Below are 20,450 nucleotides of genomic sequence, written 5' to 3' on the forward strand. Positions count from 1 at the left end.
TAAAATTCCTATCGGTAATGCTTTAACTCAAACCAGAACGGACCCATATCGTCCAGCCGGTTTACCTCGTGTTTGCGGCCGCTGAATTTGGGGGTTAAAAAATGCCCCACGGCGGCCAGTTTATCACCTACCGAGCTTTTCGTGTCTTTAAGCTGCAGATATAAATTATCAACATCACCCAGGAACCAGCGTAGCTGTACGCCTTCGTTAAAACCGGTAACCGGTTCAAGCTGCTTGTATTCGCCGTCAAATAACAGGGCGGGAAAGTTTACCCCGGCATCAATTGAAAGCTGTAGCGACCCCCACAGCCGGGTGTTAATTTCCATTAAATAAGGCGTACCGTCGCTGGCGACTTTAAATTCGACCATGGCCGCACCGTGCCAGTTAACATTATCAAGCAAGGCTTTGGCGTGTTGTTTCATTAACGGGTTAACCGGGGCGCTTTCACTTAGTACACTCACGCCGCCAGAGGGCGGTTTTTCGCGCAAACGCTTATGGGCAAAAAAAGCTTTGGCCTGACCTTGTTGGTAATAACAAAAAATACCCGCACCCTGGCCATCAATATACTGCTGAACCATAAACGGATAATACTTAAGGTACTCTTTTTCGGTAAGCAGTTGTTCCATTTGCTGTTGGGTGTCGACAATATGCACCTGAGTTTCAAGCCAGCGATTTTCGACCAGCACTTTAGACAGTGCCGGTTTTAATACGCACGGAAAACTGACGTCCGTCCAGTTAATATCGTCGGGGGTTTCGCAATACTGAGAAAACGGTACCGGTACACCTAAGCGTTGTGCCAGCTGCGTAAGTTCAGTTTTATTGCTCAGGTCTAGTAATGTTTTAAAGTTGCTGAATGGCAGCTTACAAGGCGGCAGCGTATCGCGGTGCTCTACCAGGGTGCGGCTGGTAACTTCGGTAACCGGCAACAAAAAGTCTATCTCATACTTTATTACGGTAGAATGAACCCACTTTAAGAATTCAGCCGTATCAGCACTCGGATTCGGCCCCTGAAGATACTTTTGGGTATATTTGGAACACCCGGCCAGGGCGCTGGGCGTGCTGTCGGTTGTGTAAACAATAATATCTTTGCGCTTACCCAGGGCACGGGTGGCTGCCAGCGCACTGCGCTGAGCGGCATCAAAAATAAGAACGGCTGTTTTTTCCATGGCGTTACAACAATGTCCAGTATGCAGCAAGGATTATGCTTGGTATCCTTGTCTTTAGTAGTAAAACATTAGGAAGTTTGTCGGCTTACGCCTTACACTCCATTATGACTTATAAAATCTTACATTTAATCGACACCACCGGCCCTGGCGGGGCCGAAGATGTGTTTATTACCTTAGCCGATAAGCTTCGTACTGAGCAAACCGACTCTGTGGCGGTAATACGTGGTGAAGGCTATGTTGCCAACACTTTACGTAAACGCGGTATTGAACCGATCATAATTGACTCAAAAGGCAGCTTTAATGTTGGCTTTATTCGTCAGCTTTGTCAGCTTATAAAAAAGCATAACATTGGGTTGATACAATCACACCTTTTAGGCTCAAATGTTTATGCCAGCATTGTAGGGTTGATTACGCGTACCCCGGTTATTGCAACCTACCATGGTATGGTAGATGTGTCGCCTAACGAACGCTTTAAAAAGCTCAAACTGTGGTTTATGCGAAATGGTATTGCCCGGTTTGTGGCGGTAAGCCAGTCGTTGCAACAAAAAATACAAGAACACCAGTTACTGGTGCCCGAACGTACCAGCGTTATCTACAATGGTATTGACGTGTCGCTGTATTCACCAACACGTAATACACAATTAAAAAACAAACTAAACCTGCCTGAAAACACCTATCTTTTAGGGGCCCTGGGTAATGTACGCACATCAAAACGGTACGATTTACTGGTAGACGCCGTAGCAAAAGTTAACGCAAAAGGAATAAACTTTGCTGTAGTGGTTGCCGGTGACCCCAAAGCTTCACTAAAAACAAAATTGAATGCCCAGATGCAAAAGGCAGGGGTGAGCAATATTCATTTTATCGGTTTTATAGACGATACCGCTGAGTACCTGCAAAGCCTTGATGGCTTTGTTTTATCGTCTGACGCCGAAGGGTTTTCAATCAGTACCATTGAAGCCATGGCCAGCGGCTTGCCGGTTATTGCCACTAAGTGTGGCGGCCCAGAAGAAATCATTCAAAACGAAAACCAGGCAACGCTGGTAGAGGTTAATGCAGAAGCATTGGCACAGGCAATAACGGCGAACATAACACATCACCAGCCCGGTACAGTGAATAAGCAGGCAATGGAGCGGGTGAGTCAAACCTTTTCGCAATCGGCCATGGTATTAGCTTATGCACAGCTGTATAAAACAGCAGACAGCCAATACCCCGAATATAAAGTAAAAATGGAGCCCAGCGCTTGAATTATACAAAATATATAGCTGATAACTATGGCTCAAAGCGTGGGCTTGCCAGGTATGTCAAATTTAACCTAAAGCATTTGTTGGGTACTTATCGCAGTGCCGACCGCGATCAGGTTGGCAAAGTTGAACGGCTTATTTATATTTGTAGCGGCAATATTTGCCGTAGCCCATTTGGCGAAGCCGTAAGCATGAAAGCAGGGTTTCCGGCAATCTCTTTTGGTTTGCACTGCCGTGGCGACGATGAAGCGTTTGAAAAAACCCTGCATTACGCTAAACGACATGGCTACAACTTAGAACGCCACCGTTCAGCCCGCATGCAAGATTATCAGCCCATGCCTGACGATTTACTGATTGTGATGGAACCTGCGCATTTAGATGAGCTGAACAAACTCTACCCAGAACAAAACAAAGTACTCATTGGCCGCTTTGCCAATAAGCCAACGGTGTATTTGCACGATCCCTACAACACCAATCAGGTGTTTTTTGATAAATGCATGCAACAAATTGAAGAAGCAACCTTGTCTTTAATCAATACAATAAAGAAGTAGAAGTATATGAAAACCCAGGCAACGGAACTCAAGGACACTGACTTTGTCTTTTTGAAAGTCAAAAATCTATGGACCTATTTCAAATCCGAATCTTTGGCGTTTAAAAGTATTTGCGCTTATTTATTTATTGAATATGCTCGGCCCCAAGAAATTTTCCCTATTATAGATATACTGCCGTGGGCGCAGGCTTTTCTTGTACTGAGCTTCCTGGGGCTTTTTGCTGACAATAAAGCAAAGTTCAATTTCTCAGGAATGCATTTTCTGGTTTTACTTTTTACGCTGATAATTCATCTTTCTATTGCAGGCGCTTATGAGGTTACTTGGGGCTTGGAATTTTATATTCTATTTATGCAATGGGTAGTTATCTATTTTCTCATCACCTCCTTAGTTTCTACGAAAGAAAGATTCTATATCTTTTTTCTTGTGTTCTTTATTTGTAGTTTAAAGATTGCATTTGGTACAGCCAGAAACTTTGCTTTTCGGGGATTTGGTTTTACTAGTTGGGGCTTGAAAGGACCGTCAGGATATTTTGAGAATTCCGGAGAGCTAGCAGTTTTGATGTTGATTCTTTTCCCCATAAGTTATTTTTTCTACAGAACATATAAAAAAGATGTCCGTGTATGGGAGAAATATCTTTTGATGGCAGCCGTGATCTGCCCCATTTTGACTATACTCGGCTCAAGTAGCCGCGGAGCTCAGATAGCTCTGGTTGTTCAGTTACTGGTAATGTTTTGGCGGCAAATATTTAAACCAAAAATTTTTATATCTATAGCGGTTTTGGCTTGGCTGGGGTGGCAGGTTTTACCTGCTGAACAGAAGCTTAGATTCACCGAAATTGGAGAGGACAAGTCATCTATTCAACGCACATTATATTGGGAGAATGGTTGGGAAATGATGAAAGACCATCCTGTATTGGGGGTGGGATACTTCAATTTCAGACCGTACTTTCAGGATCACTATCCCGAAGACGTGCTATACGGATATGCGCAGCTTCCCCACAATATTTTCATTCAGGTAGGTACTGATGCAGGGTTCCTAGGCTTGGGAGTCTATATATTAATTATCGTACTTTCGCTAACACGTCGTCTACCACTAAAATTAGGTTCGAACCGAGATATTGGGCCTTATTATTTAGCTGCCTGGCAGGGGCTTAAGATAGGAATAATAGGTTTTGTCATCGCTGGGCAGTTTGTAACCATTGGTTACTATCCATTCCTCTGGATTTCAATTGCCCTTCAAACAGCACTTAAATTTGCCATTCAGGAAAATTTCAACAGAAAAGCGTAACCTTTCATATGAGTTCACAAGCAGTAAATACAAACAAAGCCTGGATAACCTGGGAACGACAACCGAGAAATCGCTCAATGGCGGCTGTATTTGAGGCCGATTATATTGAGCTGTGTACTTCGAAGAAAGGGGTATCCAGATACTTGGAATGTATAAGTTACACCTTTAAAGCTTTACGTCGAAGCCATTACGATATTGTTTTTGCGCAAAACCCATCGATAGTTTTGGTTGCTGTCGTAGCTGTACTAAAACTATTTTTCAAGTTTAAGCTAGTTATTGATGCTCATAACGCAGGGGTGCGACCCAAAGAAGGGCGAATAGCAACGCTAAACTGGTTAAACCTCTTTCTTCTGAAACGCGCTGATGTTGTTATCGTAACTAACGAACAATTAAAGCACTATCTAGAAACTCATAACGTAACGGCGGTAGTGTTCACCGATCCTCTTCCTAATCTGGCGAAGCCAAAATCACTTGGATTAGACAATTTTGTTTTTGTTATCTGTTCATGGGCTGAAGATGAACCTATCCATGAGTATTTACAGGTAGCGAAAGAGCGAAAAGATCTTAACTTCGTATTTTCTGGGAACTACAAAAAGTATTTCACTGAAAACGAGGTAGCTTCTTTACCAGAAAATATTAAACTGCCGGGCTTCGTCGCTGAGGATGAATACGCAGGTTTAGTGATTGATGCAAAAGTTATTTTAGATCTGACTACGAGGGAGGACTGTCTGGTGTGTGGGGCATACGAAGCAATATCAGCGAACAAAAAAGTTATTCTTTCCGATACTAAGGTCAATAAAGACTTATTTGGTAAAGCCGCATTTTATACTAAAAATAATAGTATTGATCTGAATATCGCCATTGATATAGCGTTGCGTACTGATATTGATGAACACATCTTACAATTCAAATCGGACTATAATACCACTCAGGTCAATGCCAAACAAAATGTGTTCGCCACACTTTGAACTTTTTATATACTCGAATTTATGCATATTCGTAAGGTGCAGTTATGCCATATTTTAAGAAAATAGTAGCCGTAGCCCTGGCAATGTTAGTCTTTCAACCGTCTTTTGCGGCTGAAAGTAAGAAGGAATGGACTTACGAAGCAAAAATGCCAATGCATGTGGTATACCCTCGACCAGATTGTGAAACTAGAGATGTGGCCAGACATAGATGGGCGCATACGGGTATGATATATCGAATCCCCATCGGCATCCAAGGCGGCGCTTGGCCATTTACATATCAATTAATTGAAGGGCCAGAAGGTGCTACTATTGGACGAAGTGAAGCTGACGAAAACTACGGCATCGTTTCGTGGAAACCTGAAACAGCGTCATCTTTCGAGACAACATTTCGTGTAAGAGTAAAGGATAAAGTAGGGAATAATACCGACATTAGATGGTCCGTAAAGGTAGATAACAGTAAATTTTTATTTATCCAGGATGGTTATGAAGGACGTAAGCTGGGTACTATCGATCAACCATTAGAAGATATTGAAGATTGGTATCAAAATGATAGAGACAATTCTGACTATCACAATAAAATAGTCGTATTTCGAGGAGGTGAATACTCTTTAATTGGAGACGATGGGGCGAACAATAATATTGCTTTAGATGCAGATACGAAAACCCCTAGCTTAATTGGTTTTCCCGGCGAACAAGCTGTAATCGACTCATCGCGTTCCAAGATTTTTACCGATGTGGGGAGCCTAAAAGATTTGTATGTTGCGGATCTAAACTGGAAAAACTCACGGCAGGACGTTAAAAACGCACATTTTTTTTGGGCTATTGGTGATGTAACAAGAGCCACATGGTGGAATAATAGTTTTTCGAATCACGGGATGGGTACAAAAGGTAATGATAATCCCGCCGGTGTTTTTATATCAAACCGATCTCATCATAAAAAAAATATCCTATACAAAGATAATAAACATGATGGCTTTATGAATGGCCGTGGTAATGGCTCATATGTAGATATCTACTATTCTAGCTATGTCTTGATTGAAGGCAATTACGCTTCAAATAGTGATAATGCATGCGGATTCTGGGCAAAAGGCACAACAAGCTTTGTTACTATAAGAGATAATCACGCTTACGAAAATATTGGAAGTGGCGGCATTTGTGTAGGTTATGGTAAGGAATCGCCTGAAATACCTCATGATCACGAAGTTGCATGGAATAGAATTGTTATAGCCGAAGGAAACAAACGTGGAATGGCACTTCTATGGGCTAATCAGAAATCATGGGATGGTAAACACTACAACTCACATATTTACAGAAACACATTAGTCAATGGTATGAGTTGGATCCGATTTAAAGGACAGAATGGTTATTTTTCAGACGGAAATGTTGTAGTAAACAATAATCAGAGGTATTGGGGGGAAAAAATAATGAAAACGTACCAACCAAATTTAACTGGAACTCAATCCGACTTTATTGTTGATAAGGAAGGAAATTTAACAGGGTTCGCAAAAGATTACGAGGGCTTGGCGGGTTATCAGCGGTAAACTAATTTCTTTATTTTTAAGCTGGAAAAGTTTAATTTATCTTTTTCAGCTTTTTTATTTTTCAATTATTAGAGAATTTCATTCTTAAAATAAACTCACTATCTAAAGGTAAAGCTTTCAAGATTTTTTATATTTCTCTAACGTTTGGCGAGGGTTACATTATTTGTGTAAATACACTGTTAATAACACAGCTATTTCGGAGAATATACATGCGGCGCTTCTATACTCCGCAAGTGTTATATCATTGGGTGAGTTATGCGTCGGCTCCTTGTAATAAATCTCAATCCAATTTTCAGTGATTTTCCTCACTAGATTTAGCTTGTTGAAGAGGTAGTTACAAGCGCGCAGATTGCTCTCAATTAAGACGTTTTATATTGTCGATTGATGTGATTGTACAATGAGTTTACTTTTTATTTATCTCTAATGTCTCCGAGGTTCTGCTAGCGAAAATGTGATACTTTGTCAGATGATTTTTCAAACGGAAGTGAGTTGAAAATATTGTGTACCTAAGCATATTTTTTAAACTGTAACTAGGTTTAGAATTACTATATCCAAAATTCTTTAGGGATTTGTGGCATCCAAAAGTAAATTCTTTTACCAATTCTGGTTCAATATTTTTCCAGCGTGCTAAAGCCGAACGATTGTGGTCCTGGCCCAAACGACCAAAAGCACTATTCGGTTGTGTAGGGTTAAGGATAGTCTGTAAATCATAATTAGTGCTTTCTGTGTCAAGAAAACTGGAGAGCGTAGCCACCCCTTTTTCAAGGTCACTTAAAAAATTCTCATATCTTATAGTTAAAACATTTTTTTCAGTCTCAAGCGAAGTTTTGCTATTAGTAATACCCCACGCTACTAAAGTATAATTTAATTTATCTGCTTTTGACCGGAAAGGCGATGGTGGGTTTACCCAACCTAATTTCTCCTGAGAAAGACTAACATCTCTACCATCTCTCACAATACGGACGAACTTCGCTTGTGGACATACCTTAGAAATTTGATTCACAAAATGTATATTTGCAGGAGTGCTGTCTACGATGTACTTTTTATTATCTTTCAAAGCCATTTCAGTCAAGAAGTTAACTAATAATGTTGGGTAACTAACGCTTTTTTCTAAAACCTCTTCAAACTCTTTCTCTGAAAGATTGGAGCGAACAAATTGACGTGAGCTAAACCAATCATTTAAAAAAATTTTTTTTCTGCTAATAGAGTTGAAGATATCGCCGTAACGTTTACGACAAACTGTCATAAGCAGTGTTTCTGCACGGTAATTAAAGAAAGATGCATCTGACGATAACAATTTTCCGAGCATCGTAGTTCCTGAGCGAGCGGAACCAATTACAAAGATGGGGGTAACTTCCATAGTCACATAAACTCCGTTTCATCCATGGGTTATATAGCAAGCTCAGCTAACATATTTTTTCACAGAAACAGCTATAAAAAAATATTGATAAAGGTACTTGTATTTAATACCTATCACACGTAGCCGGCTGTCTTCCAAGCTCTTTTAAACTTATAAAATAAAGAGTATCAGATATTAGAGTAATAGAATATGTATATCTAATACTTTCCATTGTATAGATAACTCAGAGAGCGGACCTTCAATATCACTGTACGGTGTAAGAGGTATGTAGTTAGAAATACCGCTACGCAACTAATTACAAAACCTAAGAGTGGCGGGGGAGCCAGTTTCACCATGTAAACGCTGATGAGCATGAGTGCCAGAAAGTGGAACAGATATATGGAATAGGAAGCATCAGAAAGCTTTCTGGATATATTAGAATGATTGGGGAGAAACTTAGAGAAAAAGTAAAAACACAGCGAAACACTGCACCATTGAGCTAGTAGGTAACCATACTCCTTTGCGATAATAGTCGGTAGGCCCCATGATGCCGGCAACAGCATATAGGGAATATACAGTGCTGCACCAAGAATTGCACCGCTGTAAATAGGTTTTAACCCGGTGAAGGAATGGTAGATTTCCCGCCGCATGGAGATGGCATAACCGAATGCAAAAAAGACAAAGTTGTAAAGTAAGCTATAGGGCGTAAACAGACCATATTTACGAACATAGATAGGAACGCCAAGTTTATTTAAAGACATGATACCCAGGGTTACAAAGGGCAAAACAAAGACCAGAAGCCAGAATGGAACGTAGTTAAAAGCTTTTATTGAAGAGACCAGGTTAACCAGTTTTTGAATAACGCCCCATTGGTGAAGCAGAGCAGTTATCAGAAAAAAGTAGATAAGGTCAATCAGGAACCATAAGTGATTGATATAACGGCCTGAGCTGAAAAAATCGGCGAGGCTGAGTTCCATCCAACCTGTATTTACTAATAAAAAATACATAGCAAGGTTGAGGGTGAATATGGTGGTTATTAGCGGAATAGCGATACGCGCGAGGCGTAGCTTTAAAAACCGACTGACACCGTATTTCTCCAGGGTCAGATAACAAAAAAAGCCGGAAACCACGAAAAAGGCAGGCATTCTGAAAAGATGAATGCTATCTACAAGATAATGCATAATAACACTAGTGTGCGGGTTTACCACCTTCAGCACTGCCTCTGGGCTGTAAATCTCAGCACCATGATATGCGATGCCCAGAATCATCAAAATGCCCCGCATCGTATCCAGATAATGGATTCGGGCACCTAACTTTTCGTACAAAAGATCGTCCTTTGAAGTTTTATATTATCAAAATTAAAAATACTGTGCAAAGCTTGTTGTTCCAAAACGAAACATTAATATACGTAAAATCTATCACTGCCCCGATCTAATTTAATTAGCAATAAGCTGCGTTGATTCATACTGCGTCAGTTGGAGTCATGTTGTGTTCTAATCGGTATTGTCGTTCGACTATAAGTTTTGGATGATACTGGTCAGTCTGTGTACAGTCCAGAAGCAATACGGGTATCGTCAACAGTTTTTTATAGCAACGCATGGGGTAAGTCACTAAGTTAGTGAGGTTTCCGAAACGTTGCGGGTTAAAGCCTGTGTGGTTAGCGAAATGCTCCAGTTACTTTCTGTCTCATTCTTAGCTTCATAAACGGCCTTTCTATTATAATGAGGGAAAGCGTAGCGAGAATTACAGTGCAAGCAGTACCTATAATCATCCCAATAAACATATTATCGGAAAACTTGAATCCTACGCCGAGACCAATTGGATGATATAAGTACATTGGATAAGAGATTTTAGCTAAATTTGTAATTAAACGTGCGTTTGCAAGCTTTAACCAGGGGGTTTCTGATAGTTTCATAATACATAGCATAATCGCTATTGCTAAGCTTCCTTCGAAAGTGAAGCCTACTGTATAGTGAAACGCCTGGATAGACGTCGAAATGTTAAGGCTTACCCCTGCTAGTAAAAGAATAAGCAGCCAACCGAAAGAAGGCAACGAGAATGAAGAGTAGGGTTTTCTAGATAAAAGAAATGCTGCAAGAGATCCTATTAAAAGTGAATCAAAACGTGTATCAAGCGCGTTATAGATCCACGGTATTTTATGTTCAATCGGAACGATATCAGTGTAGATAATTGTTCGCCACATGATACTAAGAATTATCGTACCTACAATCACCTGTACAGGCCTATTTATTTTAAAGGCAAATAGCAGAACTAATGGATAAATCAGATAAAATTGCTCCATAGTCGATAGCGTCCATAAATGCGCCACCATACCTGAACCATGGCCAAATAGTGCGTTGTAATAGTTGACTGTGTGGGTAGCCGCGAAAAGGATTAAGTTATGATCCCATGTATCGCCAAGAATTACGGTATCTAACACGTATGCTGCGATAATAAATGTATAGTAGGCAGGTGCAATTCTCAAAAATCGATTTTTCCAAAACCTTTTTGTATTTACCGCTTTTTGTAAATCGAATTCTTTGAGTAACGATCTTGTGATTAAAAAGCCAGAAAGTGCTAAAAGAAATGGTACGCCGATGCCCCGAAATGTCGTAAAACCCGCGTGACTCAAAATGATAAAATAAACAGCTAATACTCTGACTAAATCGAGCCCTGGCAGTCTTTCCTCACCTACAGTAAACGATCTTTTAATATTTTCTGACAAAATCCTGCTCGCTACGTACTTCTTTAAGATACAAAATAAATTAAGTTTACATTATATGACGCGATAAGAAAAAGCCCGGTAAGTGCCGGGCTATCTGATTACATCTTCGCTTCAATCTCTTTTTTAGTATTTATCAGAGCTTTTTGATTAGGTTTAACCTTCAAAGCCTGCTGAATCCATTTGTAGGCTTCATCTTGCTGACCCTGTTCGTTTAGCAGCCATGCCAGGTTATTCATTGCCTGCCAGTTTTGTGCGTTTGCTTCAACTACCTTGCGATATTGCGCAATAGACTCACTTTGATTATTGGCCCGGGCCAGTTCGCTGGCATACATTTCACGGGTATTGCTGTTAGCTGGCTGGTTAGCCAGATACTGTTTTAATACCGTAAAGCCTTCTTGCTGGTTACCTTGTTCTTTCAGGGCCTGATACAGTGCCTGAACCGTTCGGCTGTTGGCCGAGGCTTCATACGCTGCCCGTAAGTTATTTACCGCCTCACTGCTATTACCGCTGGCAAGGGCTACTTTACCTTGTAACAGTTTAACTGCAGGCGACTGAGCTTGCTGCTCGCTCAGTTTGTCCAATTGGGCTTTTGCTTCGTCAGGTTGCTTTTTAGCCAGGTAGATATCGGCAGCCAGAAGTATCGCCTGGGTTGTTACCGGGGTGTTGTTGTTAATTAACGGCTGTAATGTACGCATGGCTGTATCGTTGGCCCCTTGCAGGGTTTGCGTGCGTGCCAGCATATAATGAACTGCCGGTGTCGACATTTCATTTTCAATCAGCTTGTTTAAACGATATTCAGCTTTGGCATGTTCACCTATTTGTAAAAACGAGCGCGCAAGCAAAAACTCAGCTTTAGGTTTAGTCTGTATCGGGAAATTTGCATTTTTACCAATGTCGATGGCTTCGTCGAAATTACCGGTCAGTACATTTGCATACATTTTGGTGTATTGTTGTGAATCTTCGGCAGTGGTTACCTGATCAAGCAGTTGTTTTGTTTTATCTGCTGAATTCTTACTGTTCTGCGCAGCTAAATAGGCACCTTTTAACGCTTGTTCATCGTTAGGGGCTTTGTTCAAAACGTCGGTGAAAAGAGTAAATGCCTGGTCGAACTGCTGGGCTTCCATCGTACGCATGGCTTCATGATTAAGCGCCGATATATTGTCTTTATCAAGTTGTCTTACTTTTTTATATATTGCATCTAGCGCATCGTAGTTGCCCTGATACTTCTCAAACTCTGCGGCAATCAAATAATTATCGACGTTGTCAGGTTCTTCGTTTTGCCATTGTTCAAGCTTTTCTCTGGCGGCGTCTTCGCCTTCTTCGTTCACTTTAAGGGTTAGCAGAATAAGTTTGGCTTGTTTAGTGTTACCTTCAGCTTCTTGCGCCAAAATGCGGTTAGAGGATTGACGCACCATGTCTAAGCCTGACTGGTCACCCGAAATCAGTTTAAATAAGCCCACTTCCTGACGTTGTTGTTCAGTTTTGATGCTCTCGCCATCAATTTGAGACAGCAACTGGTTTGCACCCTTAGAAAAACCATCACCTATAAGACGCATACTGGTGATAACCGACAGCTCTGCATTGTCGTTTATCATTTCGGGGCTACGGTCAAATATCTCTAATGCGTCGTTGCTGGCGCCGGTTTCAAGCTTAGCGGCAATATAAAGCTGTTTGGCGGGGTGGTTAGCCGGTACACGATTTACGATGCGCTCTAAGTTAGCAATAGACTGTTCGTAGTTTTTCAGCTTGAAATGGGTCATACCTGCCACATAGGCAGTAAGCGGGCTTTGTAATCCTCCGTTTTGCGCTTTTTCTATATGGTTAGAGGCTTTTTCAAAGTCTTCATCAGCCAACGCCACAATAGCGGCAAGCTGATTTGCCATTGCCTGGTTAGGATAACGATTTAAAATTTCGTTAATATACTTAGTGGCTTCATCAAACCGCTCTAGTCGAATTAACGACTCGGCAATATTAAAGTTCAGACGTAAAAAGGCAGGTTTGTCTTCAAGCAATTGCTGAAAGTTTTCCAGCGCGGCTTCGGTTGCCCCCATGCCGTATTGAATTTCAGCAATAAGAGTACGGGTAACCCAGTCGTTCGACTGCTTCTTTTCGACGTCAGCCAAAGCCTGTTCGTCGGCACTGTTAGGATTGATTACAAACTGATCTACCAGGGTAAGTAAGGTGGCGTCACGTTCGTCCAGCTGACTCTTATCAAGTTTGTCAATTATTGACTGAGCTGCTTGTTTATCGCCCTGACGACCTAGTACTAATGCTTCGATAATTTTTACAAATGCAGAAGCTTCAAAACCCTCGCGTTGTTCAAGTTGCTCGATAGTGTGCAAGGTAGCATCATTATTGGCATAGGCATAAGTAGCACCGATGTAACTGTCAGAAAACTTTACAGGTGATTCGCCGGCCTCTATGGCTTTATCAAACGCGCTGACGGCATTTTCCATACTGCCCATTTTGTAATAGGCCTGGGCCAGCAGTAAACGGGCCTCTGCGTTGTCAGGTGCCTCTTGAATAGCTTGTTTTAATTCTATCAAGGCTTGCTGATATTCATTATTTTCAATAGAGGTGCGGGCCTGAGAAAGCTGCTCTTCGATGGTTTGTTCGGCACAACCGGCCATAAGAGCCAGGGGCAGTGCGGCAATCAGTATTTTTTTAGTAAATGTTTTTTTCATAAATAAGGACTTTTTAATGAAGATATACAGGCACTTTAAGCGGTTTGGCAATAAAGTTAAAGAAGATACGCCAGAATGAAAGTTTTATATTTAAATAGGCGTTGATGATCCTTGCTGCTTTGACGGATCAGTATATTTAATAAATTTTGCAGGAACACCACCTACTACGGTGCTGGGCATAACATCTTTTACCACTACAGAACCCGCTGCTATTACTGCACCTTTTCCAATTGTTACGCCCTGAGTAATGATACAACCTGCGCCAATCCACACTTCGTCTTCTACGGTTATAGGCTTAGAACTGGTGCCTCGACCTGTTTTTTCATCATGGACTAACCCATGACTTGCTGTTTCAAACATAGTATTTGGACCAATAAGCGCATTTTTGCCAATGGTTACTTTTTCTTCGGGTACACCGAACCGAACGTTAGTGTTTAAAAACGAACCTTTTCCTATTGTAATGTTCTTTGCCCCACCAATAGGACGAATAGTAATAGGTGCCCATATTTGGCAGGCGCCTTCTATTACCACACCTGCTAACGAAAGAAGCCGATGTCGTGATTTATCAAAGAATTTAAAGCGAGGTAAGTAGTTTGCGAGTGTGAGAAATACTGTTTCGCGCATCATGTCTGTTTAGAAATGTATGGGGGATTTATTTTATAGTGTTGTCAGGCTTGCGGCTAATCTTTTATTAGTGGGTAACTTTAAATCTAGCGGCAGTCTTACTTAAAGGCTGAGGATTTGAAAACTGAAAGCCACAAAAAAAGCGACCCGAAGGTCGCTTTTTTAAACTATGGCGTGCGTAAAATTAAGATTTACGACGGCTGGTAGCACCAAGACCTAACAGGCCAAGTGACAATACAGCAATAGTTGAAGGTTCTGGTACATCAAATACGGCGCTTACGTCGCCAGTAATTTGCTGCTCGCCTTCTAGAGGAATGTTATCAAAGTCGCCATCTACACGAACGTTCATGTAGAAAGGAGTAGGAGATACAAAGTAAGTATCGCCATCTTCAGTTAATTCGAAGTCACGGAACATGAAATCAAACACGCCACCGAAACCGTAAAGCAAACCAACGTTTTGGCCGATAGTTTGGCTTGAACCTAACAGCATGTCATCAGCAGTGTTCGCTAAATCTAATGTTGCTACGTCGTTAGCAAAAGTATCCTGGTCGGCATCAAGGTACAAAGAAAAAGAACCAGTATCTGCAGATAATGAAGAGTTAGAACCCATTGCGCCAGGGCTCATTACCGTACCTTCAGCAGTAAACGTTGCATAAAGGTTATAGTTAGCGCCAATTACTGAACCGATTTGTGAACTGTTAGCAGTACCGCCGTTGCCAAACAACTGGTTCATTGAAGCGAATGCAGAAACGGTAAAACCACCTTCGTCATCAAAGTTGATGATTTCGGTATAGCCGCCATTTAGCTTATCAGCCTGAACGATTCCGCCACCGTATGGAGTTTCGTCAATTTCGAAATCCAGGAAGTCAGCTTGGCTAGCAAAAGAAGCCGAAAGACCAGCAGTAAGTGCGATAGATTTTACCAATGTTTTAATTTTCATTACTTTCTCCATATTCCAATGTGAAGAGCTTGTAGTAAACCCTGCACAACCCTATGCACGTGGAGTACCAACTTTATAGGTCGTTGATACCCTCAGAGTTTTGTTTATTGCGAAAAAATGAATGTAAAAAAGTGTAAATTACTCTGACACCAAATAGGTTGAAAAGTGAGCTTTTCAGACTTGTTTTTATAACTTGTCCCGCTTGTAGCAGCTGGTGTGGAAACAAGTGAAATTGATATAGGCTACTAAAATAGGGTGGTATAGCACTATTTTGTATTTTTTCAAATTAAAAAGTATTGGATTTAATCAAGTGTATTAAAGGTTATAAGGTGGGGACAAAGGGATTTTGGTCTGCAGGGTGGTTATAAAAAGCGTACTTACCAATACCTATGTTAAAGAAGGCGGCTAATGTGAGCCATTTTTTATTATGCCATAAAATAGGCGGCCTGGTAGCCGCCTATTGTGCAATATAAACTAACCTTCGTCATTAACATTTTCGACGGCGGGTTGCGCCAACGCCTATCAGTCCTAAAGCTAATATAGCCAGTGTTGAAGGTTCGGGGATAAATACCGCACTCACATCCCCAGTGATGGTTTGTTGGCCTTCTAACGGAATAGTATCAAAGTCGCCATCTACGTTTACAAACATATAAAACGGCTTAGGAGATACAAAGTAAGTATCGCCCTGCTGCGTTAATTCAAATTCGTTAAACATAAAGTCAAACACTCCACCAAACCCGAATAGCAGGCCCACATTGCTACCTATTGAGTTGCTGGAGCCTAGCACAAGGTCATCACTGTTATTGCTCAGGGTGAGTGATTCTACGTCCAGGGCACTCGTATCCTGTTCAGGATCCAGGTACAGCGTGAACGAACCGGTTTGGGCAGAAAGTGATGAATTAGACCCCATGGCCCCCGGTGTCATCACAGTGCCTGTTGCGGTAAAGGTAGCGTATAGATTGTAATTAGCCCCGATAACCGAACCTATCTGCGAACTATTAGCCGTGCCATCGTTACCAAATAGCTGATTCATTGAGGCGAAGGCAGACACCATAAAACCGCCTTCATCGTCAAACGTGATTATTTCAGTAAAACCGCCATTTAATTTATCGGCGGTAATAACTTCGCCGCCGTATGGCGATTCATCAACCTGAAAATCCAGAAAGTCAGCATGACTCGCAAACGTTGCAGCAAGACCCGCTGTTAAAGCTAAAGATTTTACCAATGTTTTGATTTTCATAACTATCTCCGTATCTCACATGACAGGCTGAAGTAGCCCTAATCTAGTACTGCATTACTAGTGCCAAACCTTAAGTAACTAAAAAGTATTAGGTTAATTTTTGAGCAAAATGAATGTGTAAAATAAATCGACAGTGTTGGAGAGCCCGCCGCGAAAGACGTAGGCGTTATGACATAGCTGGGTGGGCAGGTCTTACTACAATAGATAAGAATATCGGTAGAGGATATTCAGGTTTACCAAAACTGGATGAAGCGGTGAATCGCCGCATGGTTTTCGTACAACAAAAAGGACGACCAAAACGTTTAATGTAGAGCTATGAATGATTAATTAGGCAAGACTGTATTTATATAAGTTAACTGATAGGAGTGTATGGATAAAACACGGTTTTAGGTAATGGCTTTTGAGAGAGCTTGAAAGGACGACGTTTGGATAGCGAACAAAGGCGACTAAAGCGGTATAGAAGCGTACCAGTTAACCTAAATAAAAAAGGCGACCCTGAGGCCGCCTTTCTTTAATAGCGTTTCGTAAAATTAAGATTTACGACGGCTGGTAGCACCAAGACCTAACAGGCCAAGTGACAATACAGCAATAGTTGATGGCTCTGGCACATCAAATACGGCGCTTACGTCACCAGTAACTAATTGCTCACCTTCCAAAGGAATGGTGTCGAAGTCACCGTCTACACGTACACTCATGTAGAAAGGAGTAGGTGATACAAAGTAAGTGTCGCCGTCAGCAGTTAGTTCGAAGTCACGGAACATGAAATCAAACACGCCACCGAAGCCATACAACAAGCCAACATTTTGTGCCAGGTTAGAACTTGAACCTAACAGCATGTCGTCAGAAGTCATCGACAAGTCTGAAGGTGAGTTCACGTCTGCAGTCGTATCTTTGTTAGGATCTAAGAACAACGAGAACGAACCAGATTCTGCTGATAATGATGAGTTAGAACCCATTACACCAGGAGTCATCACAGTACCAGTGGCAGTAAACGTTGCATACAAGTTGTAGTTTGCGCCGATTACAGAACCAATTTGTGAGCTGTTTGCAGTACCGTCGTTACCGAACAACTGATTCATAGAAGCAAAGGCTGTTGCGGTAAAGTTACCGGCATCATCAAAGCTTAGTAATTCAAAGTAACCGCCATTCAGTTTATCAGCAGTAACAACTTCACCGCCATACGGAGTTTCGTCTACTGAGAAATCAAGAAAGTCAGCCTGACTTGAGAAAGATGCTGCAATACCAGCAGTAAGTGCTAAAGATTTTACTAATGTTTTAAGTTTCATATTCCGTACTCCATATTCCAATGTGAAGTGAAGCTTCAATAAGCCTCTGGTATTAGATAGCAGTAACCGTGCCAGTGTGTAAGATGCTGTTTTTTATGAGTTATAAAGTTTGGTCTAAAGTATAGTGTAAATTTTGTTGACACTTTATCATTAGCATTTGTTAAAAGTCTGATTAGTATTTTAAAGGGGGGTGCAGCAACAGGTGACATACTTTTGTGCAAATCAGCAATCAGTAAAACTAACGTGGCCAACAAGGCACAAACAAAAGACCCAAAGGTGTAAAATATTAAATTGGTATGGAATGGAGTAGAGCAGTTTGCCTAGGTACTCTTAACCAGCGCAAGGTACTTGGTCGCTGACACTCGTTACAGAAGTTAAGGTTAAGGGGTAAGGTAAGGGGCTGGATTTTCAGATAACAAAAAGGCGACCCGAAGGTCGCCTTTCTTTAATTAATAGCGTTTCGTAAAATTATGATTTACGACGGCTAGTAGCACCAAGACCTAACAGGCCAAGTGACAATACAGCAATAGTTGATGGCTCTGGCACATCAAATACAGCGCTTACGTCACCAGTAACTAGTTGCTCACCTTCCAAAGGAATGGTGTCGAAGTCACCGTCTACACGTACACTCATGTAGAAAGGAGTAGGTGATACAAAGTAAGTGTCGCCGTCAGCAGTTAGTTCGAAGTCACGGAACATGAAATCAAACACGCCACCGAAGCCATACAACAAGCCAACATTTTGTGCCAGGTTAGAACTTGAACCTAACAGCATGTCGTCAGAAGTCATCGACAAGTCTGAAGGTGAGTTCACGTCTGCAGTAGTATCCTGGTTAGGATCTAAGAACAACGAGAACGAACCAGATTGTGCTGACAATGATGAGTTAGCGCCTTGAGCACCAGGAGTCATCACGGTACCAGTTGCAGTAAAGGTTGCATACAAGCTGTAGTTTGCACCAATTACAGAACCGATTTGCGAGCTGTTAGCAGTACCGTCGTTACCGAACAACTGATTCATAGACGCAAAAGCGGTAGCGGTAAAGTTACCAGCATCGTCAAAGCTTAATAATTCAAAGTAACCGCCATTCAGTTTATCAGCAGTAACAACTTCACCACCGTAAGGGGTTTCGTCTACTGAGAAATCAAGAAAGTCAGCCTGGCTTGAGAAAGATGCTGCAATACCAGCAGTAAGTGCTAAAGATTTTACTAATGTTTTAAGTTTCATATTCCGAACTCCATATTCCAATGTGAAGTGAAGCTTCAATAAGCCTCTGATATTAGATAGCAGTAACCGTGCCAAAGTGTAACACCTTGTTTTCTATAGATTATAAAATTTGATCTAAAGTATAGTGTAAATTTTGTTGACACTTTATTATTAGCATTTGTTGAAGAGTTAGTAGGTATATACTATTCAGGTAATAGCGAACAACCCTCGGGTGACCTACGTTTGTGCGAAGCGGCCAATGGGTAAAATTGGCGTGGCTAGCAAGACATAAAGAAGAATGCCCGATGCTATAAAAATGTTTTCGTGGTATTAAGTAGAGCCAGCGGTCTGCTTAGGTAGCCTTTATAATCAGAGCAGGGTAGCTGCGCACCGCAATTTGCGATAGAGGCTAAGGTTAGCAGTGACCGGCGTTTATATCTTCAGATAACAAAAAGGCGACCCGAAGGCCGCCTTTCTTTAATAGCGTTTCGTAAAATTAAGATTTACGACGGCTGGTAGCACCAAGACCTAACAGGCCAAGTGACAATACAGCAATAGTTGATGGCTCTGGCACATCAAATACGGCGCTTACGTCACCAGTAACTAATTGCTCGCCTTCTAGAGGTATGGTGTCGAAGTCACCGTCAACACGAACTGTCATGTGGAAAGGAGTAGGAGATACAAAGTAAGTATCGCCGTCTGCAGTTAGTTCGAAGTCACGGAAAGTAAAGTCAAATACACCGCCGAAACCATACAACAAACCGATGTTTCGACCCAGGTCGCTGCTTGAACCTAACAACATATCGTCTGTAGTGTTAGAAAGGTTAAGAGGGTTTGTTACATCAGCAGTCGTATCCTGGTTTTGGTCAAGGAACAAAGAGAATGAACCTGAATTACCTTGCAAAGATGAGTTTGCACCTTCAGCTCCAGGAGTCATCACTGTGCCGTTTGCTGTGAATGTTGCATAAAGGTTGTAGTTAGCACCCACTACTGAACCAATTTGTGAACCGTTAGCAGTACCTTCGTTACCGAACAATTGATTCATAGAAGCAAACGCTGTAGCAGTAAAGTTACCGGCACCGTCAAAGCTTATTAGTTCAAAGTAACCGCCATTTAGTTTATCAGCAGTAACAACTTCACCACCATAAGGAGTTTCGTCAACCTGGAAGTCCAGGAAGTCAGCCTGACTAGAAAAAGACGCTGCGATACCAGCAGTAAGGGCTAAAGATTTAACTAATGCTTTAAGTTTCATATTTTGAATTCCAAATTCCAATTTGAGTGTTGCTTCAATAAGCTTCTGACATAGGTAATGCACTAGCCGTGCCAAATTATAAGTTCATGTTTTTGATATATTAATATCTTTAGTAATGATCGCCGTGTAAATTTTGTTGACACTTTTGGGTGGTTTTTTATGGCACTGCTACCAATAATTTAGCTATATAAAGGCTGCACACAAATTTTGTGGCCGCAAATGCTAAGTTGCTTTGCGCAGCATAGGTTAAACTGGCGTTTAAAAGCAGTTTAACCTATGCCTGCGAAGGTAAGGTCTACGGTTAATACAAGAGACGGCATCGATTGTTATTAAATTAGTATGCTATAGGTGTAGATGGGAACAAAAAAGGCGACCGTTTCTGGTCGCCTGTTATAATAAACGT

16 protein-coding genes are annotated in these 20,450 nt (G+C 41.4%); 5 read left to right on the forward strand and 11 right to left on the reverse strand.

What is annotated here, in order from left to right:
* Positions 1–8 precede the first annotated feature (8 nt).
* Positions 9–1,166, reverse strand: coding sequence for a carboxylate--amine ligase (locus JK130_RS02130; RefSeq protein WP_218352569.1), 1,158 nt, complete (start codon positions 1,164–1,166; stop codon positions 9–11).
* Positions 1,167–1,201: 35 nt separating this feature from the next.
* On the opposite strand from JK130_RS02130, the gene JK130_RS02135 reads away from it, so the two are divergent.
* Genes JK130_RS02135 through JK130_RS02155 form a run of 5 tightly spaced genes read left to right on the forward strand, consistent with a single transcriptional unit; the run spans position 1,202 to position 6,754 of the window.
* Positions 1,202–2,410, forward strand: a complete 1,209-nt coding sequence (locus tag JK130_RS02135) for a glycosyltransferase (protein ID WP_218352570.1) — start codon at positions 1,202–1,204, stop codon at positions 2,408–2,410.
* Positions 2,407–2,958: an arsenate-mycothiol transferase ArsC gene (locus JK130_RS02140; RefSeq protein WP_218352571.1), complete on the forward strand. Its 552-nt coding sequence runs from the start codon at positions 2,407–2,409 to the stop codon at positions 2,956–2,958. The genes JK130_RS02135 and JK130_RS02140 overlap by 4 nt, the downstream gene beginning before the upstream one ends.
* Positions 2,959–2,964: 6 nt before the next feature.
* The gene (locus JK130_RS02145) at positions 2,965–4,245 is read left to right on the forward strand and encodes an O-antigen ligase family protein (RefSeq protein WP_218352572.1); all 1,281 of its coding nucleotides are present in this window, start codon (positions 2,965–2,967) and stop codon (positions 4,243–4,245) included.
* 8 nt (positions 4,246–4,253) lie between these two features.
* Complete coding sequence (locus JK130_RS02150) at positions 4,254–5,213, forward strand: glycosyltransferase (protein WP_218352573.1); 960 nt, start codon at positions 4,254–4,256, stop codon at positions 5,211–5,213.
* Between the two features lie 44 nt (positions 5,214–5,257).
* Entirely contained in the window at positions 5,258–6,754 is a 1,497-nt protein-coding gene (locus JK130_RS02155; protein WP_218352574.1) for a hypothetical protein, read from the forward strand.
* 403 nt (positions 6,755–7,157) lie between these two features.
* On the opposite strand, the gene JK130_RS02160 is transcribed toward JK130_RS02155, so the two are convergent.
* From JK130_RS02160 to pepA (JK130_RS02210), 10 genes are all read right to left on the reverse strand, one after another.
* Positions 7,158–8,114 (reverse strand): sulfotransferase family protein, encoded by a 957-nt coding sequence (locus tag JK130_RS02160; protein ID WP_218352575.1) that lies wholly within the window; start codon positions 8,112–8,114, stop codon positions 7,158–7,160.
* Between the two features lie 197 nt (positions 8,115–8,311).
* Positions 8,312–9,418 (reverse strand): acyltransferase family protein, encoded by a 1,107-nt coding sequence (locus JK130_RS02170; RefSeq protein WP_218352576.1) that lies wholly within the window; start codon positions 9,416–9,418, stop codon positions 8,312–8,314.
* Between the two features lie 332 nt (positions 9,419–9,750).
* Positions 9,751–10,818, reverse strand: coding sequence for an acyltransferase family protein (locus tag JK130_RS02175; RefSeq protein WP_218352577.1), 1,068 nt, complete (start codon positions 10,816–10,818; stop codon positions 9,751–9,753).
* Positions 10,819–10,916: 98 nt separating this feature from the next.
* Positions 10,917–13,502 carry an XrtA/PEP-CTERM system TPR-repeat protein PrsT gene (gene prsT, locus JK130_RS02180; RefSeq protein ID WP_218352578.1) on the reverse strand — a complete coding sequence of 862 codons (2,586 nt, stop codon included), beginning with the start codon at positions 13,500–13,502 and terminating at the stop codon, positions 10,917–10,919.
* 90 nt (positions 13,503–13,592) lie between these two features.
* Positions 13,593–14,129, reverse strand: a complete 537-nt coding sequence (locus JK130_RS02185; protein ID WP_218352579.1) for an acyltransferase — start codon at positions 14,127–14,129, stop codon at positions 13,593–13,595.
* A gap of 181 nt (positions 14,130–14,310) precedes the next feature.
* A complete protein-coding gene (gene pepA, locus JK130_RS02190) occupies positions 14,311–15,066 on the reverse strand; it encodes a flocculation-associated PEP-CTERM protein PepA (protein ID WP_218352580.1) in 756 nt (251 codons plus the stop codon).
* A 487-nt stretch (positions 15,067–15,553) separates the two neighbouring features.
* Entirely contained in the window at positions 15,554–16,306 is a 753-nt protein-coding gene (gene pepA, locus JK130_RS02195; RefSeq protein WP_218352581.1) for a flocculation-associated PEP-CTERM protein PepA, read from the reverse strand.
* A 530-nt stretch (positions 16,307–16,836) separates the two neighbouring features.
* The gene (gene pepA / locus JK130_RS02200; RefSeq protein ID WP_218352582.1) at positions 16,837–17,592 is read right to left on the reverse strand and encodes a flocculation-associated PEP-CTERM protein PepA; all 756 of its coding nucleotides are present in this window, start codon (positions 17,590–17,592) and stop codon (positions 16,837–16,839) included.
* 468 nt (positions 17,593–18,060) lie between these two features.
* On the reverse strand, positions 18,061–18,816 hold the full coding sequence (gene pepA / locus JK130_RS02205; protein WP_218352583.1) for a flocculation-associated PEP-CTERM protein PepA: 756 nt from the start codon (positions 18,814–18,816) through the stop codon (positions 18,061–18,063).
* 475 nt (positions 18,817–19,291) lie between these two features.
* On the reverse strand, positions 19,292–20,047 hold the full coding sequence (pepA, locus tag JK130_RS02210) for a flocculation-associated PEP-CTERM protein PepA (RefSeq protein ID WP_218352584.1): 756 nt from the start codon (positions 20,045–20,047) through the stop codon (positions 19,292–19,294).
* Positions 20,048–20,450 lie beyond the last annotated feature (403 nt).

This window comes from Alteromonas lipotrueiana (assembly GCF_019249245.1).
Lineage (GTDB): Bacteria > Pseudomonadota > Gammaproteobacteria > Enterobacterales > Alteromonadaceae > Alteromonas > Alteromonas lipotrueiana.